Here is an 18688-nt window from a genome sequence, read left to right on the forward strand (position 1 = left end):
AGGGCGCGAATTTCGTGGAAATTTTCCTGTTGCTTTCCAAGATGAGTTGTGGAAGGATCCCTGTTGGAAACCAAGAGGTCGTTCTCTATGAAACAGAAGACGGATGTCCTGCAAGGAACTTTGGCGCTGATGGTGCTAAAGACGCTCGATGTTCTGGGGCCGCTGCACGGTTATGGGATCGCTCGCCGGATCGAGCAGATCAGCGGGGACCTGCTTGCCGTTAACCAGGGAACACTGTATCCCGTGCTTCTGAAGCTTGAGCAGGAGGGAGCGATTGCCTCTGAATGGGGTGCCTCAGAGAACAACCGGAGGGCACGTTTCTACCGCCTAACTCGGGCGGGACGGGTTCAGTTGCAGGCTGAGACGCACGGCTGGAACCAGACAGCGGCGATTATTGGGCGGTTCTTCGCTGTGAAGGCGGAGGATTTGTCATGAGATCGCTCAGGCGCTTTCTTACACGTTTATTCACCTCGGTTAAAAGACGCCAGCAGGAAGAACGGCTGCGGGAAGAGATCGAGGAACATCTAGCGCTTGAGACCGCTGACAATCTTCGTGCAGGGATGCCGAAGTCTGAGGCGCACCGTCAGGCAGTGTTGAAGTTTGGCGCTGTGGAAGCCATCAAGGAAACTTACCGTGCTGAACAAGGGCTGCCATTCATTGAAACCTTGTTGCAGGACCTGCGCTATACCCTTCGCATGTTCCTGCGAAACCCGGGATTTGCTGTGGTTGCCATCCTTACCCTGGCGGTTGGCATCGGCGCAGCCACGGCAACCTTTTCGGTTGTAGATGCCGTTCTGCTGCGCTCGCTTCCTTATCCGAACTCGCAGAAGATCGTACGCGTGTGGGAGCAGGCTCCCGATGGTCATCGCATGAACATGGCTGGTTCGAACTTCGACGACTTTCGTACACAGAACAATACCTTTGCGAGTCTGGCGGGATATGAAGATGGGCTGTCTTCTGTCTCCGGCGGCAGCGAGCCGGTGCGTGTCGATATCGCGGCGGTCTCCAGCGATTTCTTTAAAGCTCTCGGCGTCGAGCCTCTTCGCGGTCGAGTCTTTGTATCGGACGAGCAGCGCCCGCATGGCACGCCGGCCGCTATTGTGAGCTATGGCTATTGGCAGCGATATCTCGGCAGCGCGACAGACCTCTCCAGACTGCACTTGAGCATGGAGGGAGCGGTCTATCCCGTTGTGGGAGTGATGCCGCCGGAGTTCGATTTTCCGGCAGGTGTCGCGGCATGGATTCCCAGTGAGCTTAATCCGGAGCTTCCCAGCCGCAGCGCGCATAACTGGCGCGGGATCGGTCGTGTCCGCGATGGCGTCACCGTCGCCCAGGCGCGCGCGAATCTCAGCACGATTGCTCGTCGCATAAAACAGCAGTACGGCAAAGAGGCTGATCTCGACGATGCCGCAGTTGTGCCACTGGCTGACGCGATGGTGGGAGATGTGCGAACCGCTCTGCTGATTCTTCTGGGAGCCGTGGGTCTCTTGCTTCTGATCTCATGCGCCAATGTTGCCGGCTTGCTGTTGGCGCGCACCTCTGCACGTCGCAAGGAACTGGCCGTGCGTGCGGCGCTTGGTGCGAGCCGCGGCCGCCTGGTTCAACAGTTTCTTGTCGAATCACTAACGCTTTCATTCGCTGGAGGAGCGCTGGGCATTTTGATCGCGACTTCGGCGGTCAGCATACTGCCTGCAATTCTTCCGGCGAACCTGCCGCGGCAACAAGGCATCGCGATCAACGCATCGGTTCTGCTGTTCGCGTTGGGTGCGGTGATCGTTGTTGCGGTTTCGCTTGGGCTCTTTGCAGCGTGGCGTGCTGCCGCAGGTGATCTGCAGGAGGCATTGAGTGCGGGCTCTCGCAGTTACAGCGGGGAGGGTGCTGGCCAGCGGCTGCGCGGCTTTTTGGTAGTTGGCGAGATTGCCACGACACTTGTGATTCTGGTGGGAGCATGCCTTCTGGGGCGCAGCTTTATGCGGCTCATCTCGACGAGCCCCGGATTTCGTCAACAGGACCTGATCACGATGGAGTTTTCGCTTCCGATTCCGCAGGGGCAAGTGGCGATGGGGGCCTCAGCTTTAACGCACCAGATTCATCTGCTGGATGAGATCACGACTCGTCTTCGGGCGATTCCCGGTGCGGAGACCGTGGGTGTCGCTGGCGCGATGCCCGTCGCGGCTGGCGATGATCTGCCCGACGGGCTTTTCCTGATCCTCAATGGCCAGAAGCCGCCTGCAAACTTTGATGACTTTGGTCGGATTGCTCAAAATCGTTCGCAAACCGGTCAAGCTCTGTATGCTATTGCGGACCGAGGCTACTTCCGCACCATGGGTATTCCGCTTATTCGCGGGCGGCTGTTCGGCGAAGAGGATAGCTTCGATTCGCCGAATGTTGCCGTGATCAGCGAGTCGCTGGCCCGTCAGCGCTGGCCGAACCAAAACCCCATCGGACAGATGATCGACTTCGGCAATATGGATGACAATCTGAAGCCACTCACCATCGTTGGCATTGCCGGGGACGTTCGCGCGCGTGGCCTCAATTTTCCTCCAAGCCCCATCATTTATGTCGATTACCGCCAGCGCGGAATGAACGCCAATGCGTCGCCAACGATCATCATGCGCAGCGATGCGCCGACAGGGGAGATCGTCGCCTCCGCGCACGACATCTTCCACGAACTCACTCCCAATGTTCCGGTCAAGTTCTCTACCTTTGCGGACGAGATGGGTGGCTGGCTCGCAGACCGCCGCTTTCTGCTTCTTCTGGTGGGGCTCTTCGGTGTGGCCGCCCTCGCTCTTGCTGCCGTCGGCATCTATGGTGTTGTGGCCTTCTCGGTTACGCGGCGCACTCAGGAGATCGGCATTCGCATGGCGCTTGGCGCTCAGCGCAGCGATGTTTTGCGGCTGGTGGTAGGCGAAGGCGCACGTATGGCTGGTGTTGGAGTCGTCCTCGGCATTGTTGCGTCGCTCGTGATCACTCGCCTGATGTCGTCGCTTCTTTTTGGCATCAGCGCTACCGATCCGTTGACCTTTGTCTGCGTCGCTGTGCTTCTTTCGCTGGTTGCCCTTGCAGCGTCATACATTCCGGCGCACCGGGCCATGCGCGTCAATCCTGTGACGGCGCTCCGCTACGAATGAAGGAAGCTATTTCTTCTTCTTTATGGGCTTGGGCACGATGTAACCGCGACGCGCCTGTACCCGCACGGCGCTGCGATCGACCTTCACCTTCAGACGGTGGTAGGAGCCGTTGGCTTTGATGTGGTCGAGTGGGAGTTCGAGAAGGTATACGTACTCGGGTGTTTCGGTGAGTCGCTTGAAGCCGGCGCCGAGATCGTTGCTGTTGTTGAAGAAGTTGCCGCCGGTTCCGTCGGCGAGTTCAGCCATCACGTTTCCGACCGACCTCATCGAACCTGCGCGGAATTCGCTGCTGGACAGGATGGGAGCGCCGTGGACGTCATCGCTTGCGGTCAATGCCGTGGTGTAAATTCCGCGCGCATCCAGGGCGCTGATGGTCACATCTTCCTGGGCAGCGAAGTCGATCAACTGCGATTCCTGGGTCAGGACATCTGGTTCAACTGTCAGGAAGCCCGGAGATATCAGAACGAGCATACGTCGTCCGGGTAGGGTGGCTATTCGTCGTACCAGCTCTCGCATGTTGGCAAGCGCCACCTGAGCATCCTGATGCCCCATGATCAGAGCGCGTCGGGCTGCTCCCTCTGCCAGCGACTGAGCGACCCCAATCGTTATTCTGGGGTCGCAGTGGAATGCCTGAGCTACTGCGTCCTGCTCTGCCGTGCTGTTGTGCTTGTTCTCCATCAGGTCGGCCTGGTAGTAGGTGATCTTTGGACAATCGTCATTGCCAGTCTGGTAGATCAGTTCCGGTTTAAGGCTCATGATCGCATCGTGCAGCTTTGCGTGATCGCGTGTCAGTCCACTGTTGGTTCGCCCGGAGAGCGAGACCACGGCGGCTATGTCCGAATCGACGAGCGATCCTGCAAGCAAGGCCGCACCGGCGTTTTTTGCACGTTCCATCTCTTGCGTGCTCAGGTGCATGTCGTCGAAGAGGAAGACGATGGAGCGCGGGTACACGGTGACGGGTTGCGGCGGAGTGGTGGAGAGTGCGCTGCTTTCGGATTTAGTTGCGGTGCGGGGCTCGGTTCCGATGCGCTCTTCGATCGTGAAGGCAGAGAGAGGATGGGGCTTGCCGTTATCGAAGACGTGGAAGTCTTCTTCTTTCAAATCGCGCACCAAGTGTCCCTGCTTGTCGCGAACGACAACCGGTACCAGCACCTCGTTGACGGCTACTTCAATCTTGTAGGGGGAGCCTTGTGGCTTGGGTGCTACTTGTTGAGCGGCGGTGTATGCGGAGGCGAACAATCCCAGACAACACAGGACAAGAACCTTGCGCAAAGGTGCGCCTAACTGCATCGGCATGGTTTTGACGACTTCGTCGGGCATATCCCTCCATCTGCTGCGTCATGCTGCCGAGAGTGCAGACGGGCCCGGGATTCATGACGTATCGGGTGGTGCTTCTGTATTGAGAGATAAGTTTCGTCGAACTTTCCCTTATTGTCATCCTTCGCCGAAGGCGGAGGATCTGCTTTTATCTTTGGGTTGGGGGCCGCTCTAGGAGACAGGCGGGAACGCAGGAAATAATTCGGACGCGAGATCTTCCCATGTCGGGTTGGTGGATTTGATCAATGCGATCTTCTCTTCGCGCGTGAAGTGTTTCAAATATTTCTCGTGAGCGATTGCATTGTTGATGTACTGAAAGCGTTCGCAATGGACGAGGCGATGGATTCGATATCTGGCGGTGAAGCTGTCCGCTTTCCCATCGCGATGTTCTGTGATTCGGCGCCGGAGATCGTTGGTAACTCCGATGTAAATGTTTCGCGAGCGGCTCGCGATGATGTAAACGTAGTATTCGTGGTCGTCGTAGTGCATGGCGGAAGGGAAAAACAAAAGACAAGACAAAAGCAGATCCTCCGCCTTCGGCGAAGGATGACAACTATAGCTTTATAGCTGAAGAATGACAACTATGCTTTATAGCTGAAGAATGACAACTATAGGATGGACAACGATAGCTTTAGCGACGGAAGATGGACAACTATAGGATTTTGTAGTGGTGTAGCTCTCGTGGCGAAAGAGTTTTATTCCAGGATGCGGGCGACTAGGTCGTAGTCGTGGGACTCGGTGATCTCGGCGCGGTAGAAGGTGCCGGGGACCAGGGCTTCGTGGGGGCCGAAGTCGTTGATGAAGACCTTGCCGTCGATTTCGGGGGCATGCAGCGGGGTGCGGCCTTCCCATAGGAGGTCGGTCTCTTCGCTGGGGCCTTCGACGAGGAGGTCGATCTCGCGGCCGATCCACTTCGATTTGGACTTGGCGCTGATCTTCTGCTGGAGCTTCATCAGCTTGCGGCGGCGGGCCTCGATGGTGCGCTTGGGGACCTTGAGTTCAGAGGCAAGCTCGAAGGCGGCTGCGCCCTCTTCGTCTGAGTAGGTGAAGACGCCGAGCCAGTCGATCTGCGCGGCGGTGATGAAGGCTTCGAGCTGTTTGTAGTCTTCTTCGGTCTCTCCGGGAAAACCCACGATGAACGACGTGCGCAGGACGATGCCGGGGACGATGCTGCGCGCCTTCTCGATGAGCTTGAGGAAGACCTCGGGGGTTCCGCCGCGCTTCATGCGCTTGAGCACGCTGGGGCTGGCGTGCTGGAGAGGGACGTCGAGGTACTTGGCGATGTTGTCGTGGCGTGCGATGGTCTCGAGCAGGCGCGTGGTGACCTTGTTGGGGTAGGCGTAGAGGAAGCGCAGCCAGCGAAGGCCGGGAAGTGCGGCGAGAGCTTCGAGGAGCTGGGCGAGACCGTCCTTGATGCCGAGGTCTTCGCCGTAGCAGGTGGTGTCCTGGCCGATGAGGGTGATCTCGCGGACACCTTGCGCGATGAGGTTTTCGGCCTCGGTGATGATCGACGACATGCGGCGCGAGCGGAACTTGCCGCGAAGCTGCGGGATGATGCAGAAGCCGCAGGGGTGGTCGCAGCCTTCGGCGATCTTGATGTAGGCCGATGCCCTTGGCGTCGTCAGGATTCTGGGTGTGGTGTCGCTGTAGAGGTATTCGGGGAGGGCGGCGGTGGCTCCGTCCCATGCGGTGCGGGAGAAGCGGCCCTGCTGCTCGCGGAGGTCGCCTTCGGGGCGGGAGGGGGTGGCGCTCCGTGCCCACATCTCAGAATCGAGATGTGGGACACCCAGTTTTGTGGCCTGTTCGATCTGAAGCTGGGCGCCATCGCTCTCGGGGCGACTGTGCTGGTGGACGGCACTGGGAGCGCGGTCGATCTGTGCCTGCGTGAGGATCTGGAAGGGCGAGTTGTTGGCGTGGCCGGTGGGCGTGAGTCCGGCGGCGGCGAGGATGGCTTCGAGCTCGCCGGTGCCTACGACTGCGTCTACTTCGGGAATATTTTTCTGGATCTCGTCGCGGTAGCGCTCGACCAGGCAGCCGGCGACGATGAGGCGCTGGGCGCGGCCGCCGTTGGCCTGCTTGTGCTGCACCATCTCGAGGATGGTATTGACCGACTCCTGCTTGGCGGAGTCGATGAAGCTGCAGGTATTGACGACGAGGATCTCCGCGTCTTCGGCCTGAGAGGTGAGTTCGCCGCCAGCTTGATGCAGCATGCCCATCATGACTTCGGAGTCGACCAGGTTTTTAGGGCAACCGAGGGAGACGAAGCCGATCTTGGGGCGGGGTTTCGCTGGTGCTGACTGGGTCAGCTCTTCGAGAATGGCGGGGGGAGTCACGGAAGCTTAATTATAGCGTTTTTCCTTGCTTTTTGTAGACAGGAGACCTTGATAAGGCTTTAAATGCCACGGGCACAGTGAACGGATTGGTCTTCCAGCCTGTTCACTGTGCCCGCGATGTTGCGTGCTGCTGAAGCAGTTATGCCAAGCGGCGCTTGATCACTCCAGCGAGACCGACCAGGCCGGTGCCGAGGAGAGCGAGCGTCGAGGGCTCGGGAACGGGAGATGCAGCCGTTGTCGTGGCCGAGAAGGTCACGGTGCCGTTGCCCTGGCTGGAGAACAGAATGGTTCCTGCAGTCGAATCGTAGCCAGCGGCATTGGTGGAGATGATGCCGGTTCCCTCGAAGAGATCGAAGCCTTTAACGCCGGTCTCTGTAAGAGTGTCAATGGTGTAGGTGACCGTCGTCCCATTGGGGTTCGTCAGCGTGATGACTCCGCTGCCGGCAACGTAGGGGTTGTAGTCGATGACCTGGGTGATGGTCCCGGCTTCGTTTTCGTTGATCAGGGTGCTGAAGTCACCGGTGAGGGTGTTCGCCGAGCCTGCTGTGATCGAGCTGGGGATGAAGGTGAGGGACGATCCGTTATCCGTAACCGATGCGCCGGTGATGGAAAACTGGCCGGTGATGGGGGTTGCGTGAAGGGCGGAAGGAACCACTGCGAGAGCGGCCATAACTGCGAGGGACGAAAGAATTTTACGCACGGGGTAGATCTCCTAAGTAAATCTCTGCCAATAGATGCAGATACTACAAGAATGTTTTCGGTGAAATATTTTGCCGTCTTTCGTGCAAAAAAATGCACATCAGAAAGATGTTGCGGGCCGCACGCAGATGTTTGCGTTTCGCGTATTTTGCGGACCTTGCGGACACAGTTCCGTCACGAAATGGGTGCAAAAAAATGCAACTTGAGCGAGAATTCTTAAATTTTTGGCAAGCATTTTGGGGATGGGAAGAAATGACGTCGCAAGGAAATCAAACCGCTGCCTGCATGATCGCACCGGCGCGGAGAATGAATCTCTTTTGCTGCGGCGTCTATTTATATTTGCGACGGCAGCTGCGCTGGAAGAGTGCGTTGACGATTGCGAAGACGCCGGATTGCATCGACGTGGATGACGAGTGCAATGAGTCCACCGGCGATGGTGCACAGAGCCCGTCGATGCGCGATGACGGGACCGGGAAGACTGTTCAGCGAGAGCAGGAAGACGATGTAGGAGGTCAGGAAGAGAGTGTAGAGGCCGTAGTTGACGGTGTTGGTGGCGTAAGACCAGAGTGCGAAGAAGGTGGTCAGAGCCGCGAGATAGTAGGGGTCCGGGCGGATGTGGATGAGAAAGATAGTAGAGAGGACTGCGCCGGCGAGGGTCCCGCCTACGCGGAGGAAGGCGCGGGAGAAGGTCTCGGAGAAGGCCGGCTTTTGAACGAGAAGCGCGGTCATGGGAATCCAATAGCCGCTCTGGACGCCGAGATGACGGTAGACCTCGGCGGAGATCGCCACGGTGAGAGACATGCGAATGGCGAATGGAAACGTGGGAATGTGAAGCAGGTTTTCGGGCAGCGCGCGCAGGCGCAGAAGCATTCGGTAACGGGCGAAGTTGCTGCTGAAGAGATGGCTGAGTTCTTCGCTGCTGGTTTGGCGGATGGCGCGAAGGTTGGCGGCGAGTTCGGGAAGAAGGCGAAGGCAGATGCTGGTGATGAGGATTTGCAACGCTCCGCCACCGCCGATGAGCAGCGATCGAAGTAACGTGAAGTGGAAGTTGGCAGGGAAGGCGGAGGCGACGAAGAGGGTGATGGCAGATTGCTGTCCGACCCAGCTGATGCCCGCGGCCCGTGCGGTGAGAATGCCGTAGGTGAATCCCCAGATGGCCGCGGCGAGGACAAGCGTGAAGCCGCGGTGTCCGACCAGCATTCCGATCATGGTGGAGAGGAAGACCGCCGCGGTGGCGGCGATCATGGGCCAGAGACGTGAGTCGGCGATCCGCTGATTCACGCCGAAGCCGATGGTGAACGCTCCGCCACCGGCGATGAGGCCGGCGGAGGGATGGCCGAAGAGGACTCCGCCGAAGAGGCAGAGGCCGATGGAAAGGATGCCGATCAACGGCGTGCGAAAAGAGAGTTGCTTCCAGTCGAAGGTGTAAATGTCGGCGAGGTAGCCGCGTCGAACGGGTACAGGGAGATTGGCAGTGGTCGGCATTCTTGTCTCTTTTAGGATGCCGCATTGGGCTGAAAGATGATTAGTTCATGGAGCTGCGGAGATCGATGAGGGTTTTGTCGGTATGGCTGAGGCGGATAAGCCCCTGCCGGGGAAACTCGATCTCGAGCGTGGCGTAGATAGTGAGAGTGACTGCGGCGGCGAGGGCTACGATGTAGAGCCAGTTTCGCGGAACGGCGGTCATGTCGTATCCCGCCAGGAAGGCACAGCCAAGGCTGAAGGTGAAGAGAAGCAGGAAGACGACGATGGGAGGATGCATGTTGAATGCATTCTGACGCGTGGCTGTGATGTCGATCATGTCGTTGAGGGCGGGGAGGAGCAGTTTGGATGCGTCTGCGCTACTACCGGGTGCCGCCGCGGCCGCAACGGATTGCCGCCAGATCTCGCGTTGAAGGTGCTGACTCTCCGGCGAGACCTCTTCGCTGACAGCATCGAAGAGATGGAGGCGCGAGGTGGCGTAGTCGCGGAAGAGCTGGCGGAGAGCGGGCTGTGCCTGGGGAGCGACAAGATCGAGACGAAGGTAGGCCGTGCCGATGTCGTTGGTCTCCTGCGTGATTAGCTGGCGATGCGCGTCGTAGCGAGTGACCGCTCCGGAGAAGGTGAAGGCCAGTAGCAGACCGAAGAGGGCAAAGACCGCGCCTTCGACGGCGTTGCTTTGGACAGGATCTTTTCGGCTGAGACGAAAGCGGCGGCCAAGCTCAAGCAGCAGGAGCATGGCAGGGAAGAGCAGCAACGCGAGAGGTGGGGGAAAGATCATTGGCTTGAAGATGACGATAGCAAATTGGCGAAGGTGGGAGTGGAGAGAAATCTCTTCGAGAGGATAGTTATGGCAGTTTGGCCGCCTCGGCTATCGAATTCCAGTGGTCTTTGCCGCGCAGGAATCTTGCGGGCAGAAATTGTTTTGCCTGCGCTGCTGTGAGTTGATGTGACCAGGGAACGCGTGCGCTGGGGTTTGCGCCAGGGCCGGTGCTGTTCGACTCTGCGTAGAAGGCCGTCTGTTCGTTGGAGGCTTTGCCCCAGTTGTTCCAGCCAGTGGGGCGTACATCGCTGGGTAGCTCGGTGTTGATATAGACGGCGCGGGAGTAGGGGCGCCAGGGTCGGCCAAGGCCGATTGCGCCTTGAGCGGAGGCGATGGATCGCGCTCCGGCAATGTTGGCGTCGGTACTGATGGGCGGTGCGGCGTGGTCGATGCCGCTGGTGACCTTGCTGTTGAGGATGACATAGCCGGTGGTCTGGTCGGCCGCCGTGCGCGATTGCGCGGTGAGATAGCCGGGGCCGTTGGCGTGAAGCTCGGTGTGGTCGAAGATGACGGTGGCGTTGCCGAAGATGAAGTCGACGCCGCCTTCTATATAGGAGTCGACGTAATATTGGCGGCCGTAGTCGGCGAAGAGTGTGTCCTGATGGCCGAGGAAGCGGCAGTGTTTGAAAATGGAGCGATCGCTGCGGTTGGCAACGGCGACGGCCTGCCCGGTGTTGCCTGCGGTGTTCTCGAAGGTGATGTTGTCGGCTTCAAATCCGGGCCCGTTGATTTCGACGGTTTCGGTGAAGAAGGTGCCCCCGGCCTGCTTTGCGTTCAGCGAGTTCGTGATGACGACGTCTTCGGGCGACTTGCCCATACCGAGGAAGGTGATGTTGGAGTGGTTCTGGGTGACGATGACGCGCTCGTGATAAGTGCCGGGGGCGATCTTTATATAGACGCGGGCCGGTCTTCCATCCTTGCCGGGGGCGGGTCCGGCGAAGGGGTGGTGGTCCATCGCCATCTGGACGGTGGGGAACTCGGTGGTGGCCTCGATACCGGTTTTGACGTCGTGGGAGACGCGAACGTGGACGTCTTGTGCGGTGGCTGTGAGCGCGAGAGCGAGAAAAATCGGTAGGACAAATCGCATGATGCATAAGCGTATGCGGCAGAGCAGGTTGATGGCAATCCTCACGACACGTGGGCTGTTATCGCACGGTTTTGGCATACGGCCCGGCGATGTTAGGATGGTGTTGTGCCGGGTCCTACGCGACGTAATCCCGCCAACCCCGCCAGGTCCGGAAGGAAGCAACGGTAACGGGCAAGTATGGGCGCAGTGGGTCGCCCGGTACACTTTCTCCCTCTCTTTCTCCTCTGAAAATCTGAAGCACGGACGATGGACGCGGAATGCTGCGTCTGTGGCCGAGGATGGTACGTCTTACAGCGGATAGTGTTGATGGCGAATAGTTTTGTATTCTGGTTGTTGACGAGGTGATGAATTTGAGTTTGACGTTGAAACCGCAAGTGCACGTAAGAGCGAAGATCAGTTCGGTGGGTGCTTATGTTCCGCCACGGCTGTTGACCAATGCCGATCTCGAAAAGATGGTGGAGACCAACGACCAGTGGATTGTCGAGCGCACGGGGATTCGTGAGCGGCACATCGTGGAGAAGGGCGTGGCCACCAGCGACCTTGCGGTAGAAGCGGCCAAGCGGTGCCTGGAGGCCCGCGGCATCGAGGCCAGCGAGCTTGAGGTAATTATTGTCGCCACCGTCACTCCGGATATGTTCTTTCCGGCGACAGCGTGCCTGGTTCAGGACAAGCTGGGCGCGAAGGGTGCATGGGGGTTCGACCTCTCGGCTGCCTGCTCGGGTTTTCCTTACGCCTTGCAGGTGGGCGCGAAGTTGGTGGAAAGCGGGATGCACAAGAAGGTGATGGTAATCGGCGCTGATGTAATGAGCTCGATCATCGACTACACCGACCGGGCTACCTGCGTGATCTTTGGCGACGGCGCGGGCGCGGTTCTGCTGGAGCCCTGCGCCGAGGGAGAGGTTGGGCTGGTTGACTACTGGCACGAGATAGACGGCTCGGGCGCGGGAGCGCTGAATATGCCCGGAGGCGGAAGCCTGCACCCGTCGACCGCCGAGACCGTGGCGGCGAAGATGCATTACGTGCATCAGGAGGGGCAGGCGGTTTACAAGTTTGCCGTACGCAAGATGGCGGAGGCTGGGGAGACGGTGCTGACCCGGAACGGCGTGACCGGCAAGGACCTGAGCTGCTTTATTCCCCACCAGGCGAACAAGCGGATCATTCTCTCGACGGCCGAGCGGTTGGGGATGCCGGAGGAGTGTGTTGTCATCAATATCGACCGCTATGGCAACACGACCGCAGGCACGATTCCGATCGCCATGCACACGGCGCTCGAAGAAGGACGCCTGAAGAAGGGCGACCTGGTGCTGCTGGCAAGCGTGGGAGCCGGATTTACGGTGGGCGCTACGCTGTTGCAGTGGGAGTTTTGAGCTGGGGCAGGTTTAGATTGCCGTCTTTAGATTGCCGTCTCGGATTGGTCCGGCAGGCCCGCTGAGTGGGAGCCGACGCTTTTCGATGTCTTATAGATCTTCCAGAAGGCGATGGCGCAACCGATGAGGATGGCTGTCCAGATAACGATAAGGATCGGGGTAGCCCATTTCGCGGAGAAGTGGCTCCAGAGATGAAGAACGTGTTTGCCGTAGTGGATGCCGAGCCAGACGGTGAATGCATGGCGCGCTCCCCGGCTGAGCGTGAAGATGGTAAGGAACTTCTTCCTGGACATCTTTAGCGCGCCCGCTGCCAGCACAAAGGGCGACAACGGCATGGGCGGCGGCAAGACAGCGGGGAGAGCAATGGCGAGGAAGGCGTGCTTTTCCATCCATGCCGTGATGTTTTTGAAGATGCGCGCGGGGACGTGCTTTTCGAGAAACTGCATTCCTCCGGCATGACCGACCTGGTAGCTGAGATAGCCGCCGAGCGCGGAGCCTGCGGTGGCGAGAAGGACGAGCAGAATCCAATTGGACTTCTGGGCCGCAAAGATGACCAGCATGATGTCGGTGACGCCAGGGACGGGAAGCGGAACGAAAGACGAGTCGACGATCGATACCAGGAAGATGCCAAACACGCCGAAGCTGGCAAGAAGGTGGAAGAACCTGCCGGAGTGGCGATGCGGTGCGGCGGCCAGAAGGAAGGCGAGGCTATGCTTCGCCGATCCGGTTGCGGCTGCGGTGATCGCTGCGATGCCGGCAGGGGATTTCATGGTCAGTATGACGCTAACAGAAGATCGCAAGTCTCCGCGCGGATCGGGAATATTCCGGCGACGGGTTGACGGGCTACAGAAATCGAAGGGCTGGGAGAGGTGGAAGCGCGTCGATCTCGGCGGCGTAGCTGCGGAAGAGCTCCATGGCGCGGATGCAGTCGGGGGTAAGGGTGTAGTGGATGTTCTCGGTGAGGTAGTGGCGGATGGTTTCAGCCGGGACAGCGATGCGCGGCGTCCACTGCTGCACAAGGTCTTCAATATGAGCCAGGCCGTGGTCGCGTGAGGTGTTGAGGTCGTCCGTGATCTCGGCAGGGGTGATGTGACCGAGGCTGAGGGCCTCGGGGCGCACCGCCCAGACGGCGGCGACCCATGGCAGGCCGGTGCGCGTAGTCCACTCGTGGGCGAGGTCGATCCACTGGCAGGGGCCGACGGCTTGCTCGATCTGCTCGCGGGATTCGAGCGCAAGCAGGGCGGGATCGCCGATGAGGAGCGCGGCGTCGGCTTGCTCGAGCATGGCCACGGGATCGGCGGGATGCTGAATGAAGTCGGGCTGCGTGCCGAGGAACTTGCGGAAGAGAATTTTGGCGTAGGCGAGTGAGCTGCGTGATGCGGTATCGGCTGCGATGGTGCGGACGGCTTCGAGGGGGTGCGTTTGCTTCCCATATTTCAATTTAACGATGAGCTGGATAGAGCGGACGCGGTCGAGCGAGGCGATGGTGCAGCCGGAGACGATGGCGAGATCAGACGTAAGTTCGGCGATGGGAATGAGGCCGAGATCGGCCCGGGCTGCGAGCAACTCGTCAGCGCAGAGCGCTGGCCTGGTGTAGTGCAGGGTGTAGCGCTCAGCGAGCTTTGCCGCCAGCGGCGGGTGCTCGAAGTCCCACATGAGAGGCGCGGGGTTGAGAAAATTGATGGCAGCTACGCGGACGGGATGGGATGATTTAGGCAAGCTGGTACTAGTTTAATAGATGAGGACGGGAGGTTTTCGATGCAGCGTGCGATAGTCGGCTTCTATCAGGATGAAGAGGGACACTGGGCAGCGAAGCTCGAGTGCGGACATGGACAGCATGTACGCCACGATCCACCGTGGATGGTGCGCGAGTGGGTGTTGCACGAAGAGTCGAGGGCTGAGCGAATTGGGCGGATGATGGAGTGCAAGAAGTGCGACGAGGAATTAAGCCCTCCGAAGGGCCAGTCGTAGGGTAGGATTCATGACGGTCGCGAAATTGTTGTGATTTGCTATCTGGAGGGTTCGACTGTGGACGGATTAAGCCGGTTTGGCCGCATTGTGTTCGGCGTGGCGATGGTGCTTTTTGGACTGCTGTACCTCTTACACTCGCGTGGAACGGGGCCGGCTCCCGGACCTCCGTGGACTGCTGAGACTGGTGCGTGGGCATGGTTGATTGGTGGGGGATTCGTTGTCGCCGGCGTTTGTATCGTGGCGAAGATGTGGGCACGAGCTGCGACGGTTGTGCTGGCAGCAGTTTTTCTATTACGGGTGTTGATAGTCTTTCTGCCTAAGGTGGTTGCAAATCTGCGTGACCCCGGCCCGTGGACGAGCGGGGCCGAGGTGATGGCACTGGGCGCGGCCGCATTGGTGTTGGCCGGTGAGCTGGAGTTATCAAACTCCATGTCCTGGGAGAGCCTGGTGTTGGCTGGACGATTTCTGTTCGCGGCATCGCTGGTGGTCGTTGGGGTCCAACATTTCATGTACGCGAAGTTCATCGCGACGCTGATCCCTGCATGGATTCCGGGTCATCTGTTCTGGTCTTATTTTGTGGGAGTGGCGTTTATCGCCGCTGCCTTGAGTCTGGCGACGAGGATACAGGGGCGTCTGGCTGCGGCATTGCTTGGATTGATGTTCCTGCTCTGGGTGGTCGTGCTTCATACGCCTAGAATTATGGCGTCGCCGCATAATGGCAATGAATGGACCAGCGGGATGATCGCTTTGGCGATGTGTGGCGGATCGTTTGTTCTGGCAGGAGCTTTGCGGCGAACTGACCGTTGAAAGATACGCTTTGTGGATTTCGGGCTCGGAGGGGTGCATTTGTCGCAGCAGAATGATGGGAACGGGGCGTCATTGGAGCAGGCCCGGACGGCATGGATGGCGTTGACACTGACGCCGGGGATGGGCCCGACGCGGATCGGAAGAGCGGTAAAAGCGCTTGGCGCGGCGGAGCGGTTGTTCGAGGCTTCCCTGACCGAGTTGGAAGCGGCGGGAATGCCCGCGCAGTCGGCGCAGTTCATCTTTGAGGGCAGGGCGCACGCGGCGGCGGAGGACGAGATACACAGGGTCACCGAGGCTGGCGGCAGCATCCTGACGCAGGACGATGAGGCCTATCCGGAGCGGCTGCGCGAGATCTACGATCCTCCTGCTGTGTTGTGGATTCGCGGTAACGCAGAGTTGCTGGCGCGTCCGGGCATCGCGGTCGTGGGAACGCGTCATCCTTCGCCCTACGGTGCAGGCATGGCGGAGATGCTGTCGCGGGACCTCGCGAACCGGCGACTGGTGATCTTCAGCGGCATGGCGCGCGGTGTCGACACGGCGGCGCACAAGGGGGCGATTGAGGCAGGCGGCAAGACGGTCGCGGTGTGGGGAACAGGGATCGACGTCATCTACCCAAAGGAAAATAAGAAGCTGGCGGAGAATATTGTTGCCTCCGGCGGGACGATCGTCAGCGAGTACCCGCTGGGAACGTTTCCCGCTCCCCAGAACTTCCCGATTCGGAACCGCATTTTGAGCGGCATGAGCGTGGGTGTGCTGGTCATCGAGGCTGCGGAGTACAGCGGGACCCGCATTACGGCGCGATTGGCGATGGAGCAGAACCGCGACGTCTACGCCGTCCCCGGCAACGTGACCAACAAAAATGCCTGGGGGCCTAACACATTGATTAAGCAGGGGGCTAAGCTTACCGCGACGTGGGAGGATGTATGGGAAGACCTGCCCTCGCATATACGGCTGCAACTGGAAGATGAGGTAAGCGCGGCGGGCGGCAATGAATCGAAGATCGCGGAGACTGCATCTCTATTTAGCAATAAGCCGCTGCCAGCTCATGAACAGATGGTGATGGACCGGCTGAGGCACGATGAATCGATACAGCTGGACGATCTGATTGAGCGGCTGGAGGCGGAGTTGGGATCTGCGGAGATCTTCACGGCGCTGTTTGAGCTGGAGATTGCGGGGCGCATCCGGCAGTTGCCGGGCAAGAATTATGTGCGCTCGTTTTAGCGGAACCCTGTGGATAAGTCGCCCGTATGTTACCCATAGACGATGCAGACGGAATAGAAGATGAATAGTCTATCGAATACAAGATAGGCCGTCTGTCGGGTATAGTTTTCGGACCAGTCAGGGGTTTTGCGAAACTGCCCGGTTCGCATCTTTCTGGCAACTCGTGTTAGGTTCGCATTGGAATCCTGCACAACGGCAGTTCTATTTAAGGTAGTGGTTTTTGGTGGATGAAGGGAACGAATGGCTAAATCACTTGTGATCGTGGAGTCGCCGGCGAAGGCGAAGACGATCAATAAATATCTCGGCAGCGACTACGTGGTGGAGGCCTCGATTGGCCACATCATGGACCTGCCCAAAAACGACATCGGCGTGGAGCTGAAGAATCGGACGTTCGAGCCGACGCTGATCGTATCTCCCGGCAAAGAAAAGATTGTGGAGCGGTTGAAGAAACTGGCGGCGAAGTCGGACATGGTCTACCTCGCTCCCGACCCCGACCGAGAAGGCGAGGCGATTGCCGCGCACCTGTCGATGCAGCTTCTGCCGGTCATGAAGGACAAGTCGAAGATTCGCCGCGTGACCTTCAACGAGATCACGCAGAAGGCCGTGAAGGCTGCGTTCGCCCATGCCCGTGATGTCGATGAAAATCTGGTGGACGCGCAGCAGACCCGGCGCGTGCTCGACCGGCTGGTGGGATATCAGGTCTCCCCGCTGTTGTGGGACAAGGTGCGCCGCGGATTGAGCGCGGGCCGCGTGCAGACGGTGGCATTGCGTCTGATCGTTGAGCGCGAGCTGGAGATTAATAACTTTAATCCGGTTGAGTACTGGACGATCAATGCGACGCTGAAACCCAGCACCGATGGGCAGGAGTTTGTCGCACGCTTTGTAGGCATTGATGGCGTAGCGGCGCGTGTCGCAAATGGCGTCGACGAGAACGGGAAGGAACTCTTCATCGCCAGCTCGCTGCCGACCCAGAAGCGGATCGAGGAGGTCGTCGCGCAGCTTGAACATTCCAAGTGGTCGGTGCGTTCGGTCGAGCGCAAGGAACGCAGGCGGAACCCAACGGCTCCGTTTACGACCAGCAAGCTGCAGCAGGATGCTTCGAGCCGCCTTGGCTTTAACGTTCGCCGAACGATGGGCGTGGCGCAGCGTCTCTATGAAGGCGTCGAGATCGGCAAAGAAGGTACGGTGGGCCTGATTACCTACATGCGTACCGACTCGACCCGCGTCTCTCCCGATGCCATCGTCGAGGCTCGAGAGTATGTTCAGAAGAATCTTGGCCCGCAGTATCTGCCTGCGAAGCCCAACGAGTACAAGAGCAAGAAAGACGCTCAGGACGCGCACGAGGCGATTCGTCCTACGAACGTCGCGTTTACGCCGGAGTCGATTCGCAAGAATTTGAGCGAAGAGCAGTACAAGCTCTACAAGCTGATCTGGCAGCGGTTTGTTGCTTCGCAGATGGTCCCGGCAGTGTTCGACCAGACGACCGTCGATATCGCCGCGAAGGCAGACAAGACCTACGACTTCCGCGTATCCGGATCGGTGATGAAGTTCGATGGCTTCCTCAAGGTCTACGAGCAGGTTGCTGAGAAGAAGGACGAAGACGAGGGGCTCGACAACAAGCTGCCTGCGTTGAACGACGGACAGGCGTTGACGAAGGAGAAGATCGATTCGGAGCAGAAGTTCACCGAGCCACCGCCGCGCTACAACGAGGCTTCGCTGGTGAAGGTGCTGGAGGAGCGCGGCATCGGCAGGCCTTCGACTTACGCCTCCATCATCAACACGATTCAGGACCGCGACTACGTCAAGAAGATCGGCGCGAAGTTTGTGCCGACCGAGATCGGCACAGTTGTCACCGGCCTGCTGGTCAAGAACTTTCCCTACATCTTCGATACGCAATATACGGCGACGCTCGAAGGCGAGCTGGACGCGGTGGAAGAAGGCGAGGAGAAGTGGACTGATCTGTTGAACAGCTTCTACGACCACTTCGAGAAGGAGTTGAAGGTCGCCAGTACGCAGATGGAAGACGTCAAGCGCATGGAACAGGCGACCGACGAAGTCTGCGATAAGTGCGGCAGCGCACTCATCTTGAAGTGGGGCAAGTTCGGCAGCTTCTACTCGTGCAGCAACTTCACCAAGGTCAAGCCTATGACCGTGGCGATGGGGCCTTGGAAGAAGGATGCGAAGGCGATCACGAAGAAGGTGACGTCTGCGTTCGAGTTCCCCATGATCGTGAAGGCGACGACGGACGACGTGATCGAATACTCGAAAGAGGTCGATGACGTGAAGGAGTTGGCTGCCTCCATTAATGCAGCAGCCGAAGAGGGAAAGAAAATTACTGTCGAGCCGGTGAGCTGCGACTTCACCAAGGAGAACTTTGCCGCCAAACCGGACCTTAGCGCACCGGGTGCGGATGACGTTCCCGAAGAGGAGTTCTGCGACAACTGCGGCCGCGT

16 protein-coding genes and 1 other RNA gene are annotated in these 18688 nt (G+C 59.0%); 8 read left to right on the top strand and 9 right to left on the bottom strand.

The window, feature by feature from the left end; translation table 11 throughout:
* Positions 1-87: 87 nt before the first annotated feature.
* Both VMU57_RS01965 and VMU57_RS01970 read left to right on the top strand, forming a co-directional pair.
* Positions 88-435 (top strand): PadR family transcriptional regulator, encoded by a 348-nt coding sequence (locus VMU57_RS01965; RefSeq protein WP_325380257.1) that lies wholly within the window; start codon positions 88-90, stop codon positions 433-435.
* Positions 432-3131, top strand: coding sequence for an ABC transporter permease (locus tag VMU57_RS01970; protein WP_325380259.1), 2700 nt, complete (start codon positions 432-434; stop codon positions 3129-3131). Before VMU57_RS01965 ends, VMU57_RS01970 begins: the two co-directional genes overlap by 4 nt.
* Positions 3132-3137: 6 nt before the next feature.
* On the opposite strand, the gene VMU57_RS01975 is transcribed toward VMU57_RS01970, so the two are convergent.
* The 7 genes from VMU57_RS01975 to VMU57_RS02005 all read right to left on the bottom strand — a co-directional run bounded on the left by VMU57_RS01975 (position 3138) and on the right by VMU57_RS02005 (position 10869).
* The gene (locus tag VMU57_RS01975; protein WP_325380261.1) at positions 3138-4451 is read right to left on the bottom strand and encodes a VWA domain-containing protein; all 1314 of its coding nucleotides are present in this window, start codon (positions 4449-4451) and stop codon (positions 3138-3140) included.
* Between the two features lie 168 nt (positions 4452-4619).
* Positions 4620-4967, bottom strand: a complete 348-nt coding sequence (locus tag VMU57_RS01980) for a GIY-YIG nuclease family protein (RefSeq protein ID WP_325380263.1) — start codon at positions 4965-4967, stop codon at positions 4620-4622.
* Between the two features lie 176 nt (positions 4968-5143).
* Complete coding sequence (rimO, locus tag VMU57_RS01985; RefSeq protein WP_325380265.1) at positions 5144-6781, bottom strand: 30S ribosomal protein S12 methylthiotransferase RimO; 1638 nt, start codon at positions 6779-6781, stop codon at positions 5144-5146.
* Between the two features lie 139 nt (positions 6782-6920).
* On the bottom strand, positions 6921-7481 hold the full coding sequence (locus tag VMU57_RS01990) for a PEP-CTERM sorting domain-containing protein (RefSeq protein ID WP_325380267.1): 561 nt from the start codon (positions 7479-7481) through the stop codon (positions 6921-6923).
* 332 nt (positions 7482-7813) lie between these two features.
* Positions 7814-8965 carry an FUSC family protein gene (locus tag VMU57_RS01995; RefSeq protein ID WP_325380269.1) on the bottom strand — a complete coding sequence of 384 codons (1152 nt, stop codon included), beginning with the start codon at positions 8963-8965 and terminating at the stop codon, positions 7814-7816.
* Between the two features lie 40 nt (positions 8966-9005).
* Complete coding sequence (locus VMU57_RS02000; protein WP_325380271.1) at positions 9006-9740, bottom strand: hypothetical protein; 735 nt, start codon at positions 9738-9740, stop codon at positions 9006-9008.
* A gap of 67 nt (positions 9741-9807) precedes the next feature.
* A complete protein-coding gene (locus tag VMU57_RS02005; RefSeq protein WP_325380273.1) occupies positions 9808-10869 on the bottom strand; it encodes a pectinesterase family protein in 1062 nt (353 codons plus the stop codon).
* Positions 10870-10975: 106 nt separating this feature from the next.
* On the opposite strand from VMU57_RS02005, the gene ffs reads away from it, so the two are divergent.
* Positions 10976-11073: signal recognition particle sRNA small type (ffs, locus tag VMU57_RS02010), an RNA gene on the top strand.
* 140 nt (positions 11074-11213) lie between these two features.
* The gene (locus VMU57_RS02015; RefSeq protein ID WP_325380275.1) at positions 11214-12236 is read left to right on the top strand and encodes a beta-ketoacyl-ACP synthase III; all 1023 of its coding nucleotides are present in this window, start codon (positions 11214-11216) and stop codon (positions 12234-12236) included.
* A gap of 26 nt (positions 12237-12262) precedes the next feature.
* On the opposite strand, the gene VMU57_RS02020 is transcribed toward VMU57_RS02015, so the two are convergent.
* On the bottom strand, positions 12263-13006 hold the full coding sequence (locus VMU57_RS02020; RefSeq protein WP_325380277.1) for a YqaA family protein: 744 nt from the start codon (positions 13004-13006) through the stop codon (positions 12263-12265).
* Positions 13007-13079: 73 nt separating this feature from the next.
* Positions 13080-13955: a menaquinone biosynthesis protein gene (locus tag VMU57_RS02025; RefSeq protein ID WP_325380279.1), complete on the bottom strand. Its 876-nt coding sequence runs from the start codon at positions 13953-13955 to the stop codon at positions 13080-13082.
* A gap of 39 nt (positions 13956-13994) precedes the next feature.
* Here VMU57_RS02025 and VMU57_RS02030 point away from each other — a divergent pair, with 39 nt between their 5' ends.
* The 4 genes from VMU57_RS02030 to topA all read left to right on the top strand — a co-directional run.
* The gene (locus tag VMU57_RS02030) at positions 13995-14207 is read left to right on the top strand and encodes a DUF3565 domain-containing protein (RefSeq protein ID WP_325380281.1); all 213 of its coding nucleotides are present in this window, start codon (positions 13995-13997) and stop codon (positions 14205-14207) included.
* A gap of 57 nt (positions 14208-14264) precedes the next feature.
* Positions 14265-15014 carry a hypothetical protein gene (locus tag VMU57_RS02035; RefSeq protein WP_325380283.1) on the top strand — a complete coding sequence of 250 codons (750 nt, stop codon included), beginning with the start codon at positions 14265-14267 and terminating at the stop codon, positions 15012-15014.
* A 96-nt stretch (positions 15015-15110) separates the two neighbouring features.
* Complete coding sequence (gene dprA, locus VMU57_RS02040; protein ID WP_325380289.1) at positions 15111-16235, top strand: DNA-processing protein DprA; 1125 nt, start codon at positions 15111-15113, stop codon at positions 16233-16235.
* 240 nt (positions 16236-16475) lie between these two features.
* Positions 16476-18688: type I DNA topoisomerase (gene topA / locus VMU57_RS02045; RefSeq protein ID WP_325380285.1), on the top strand; the 2213-nt coding region annotated here is incomplete at its 3' end.

Source organism: Edaphobacter sp. (assembly GCF_035532915.1).
Taxonomy (GTDB): Bacteria; Acidobacteriota; Terriglobia; order Terriglobales; family Acidobacteriaceae; genus Edaphobacter.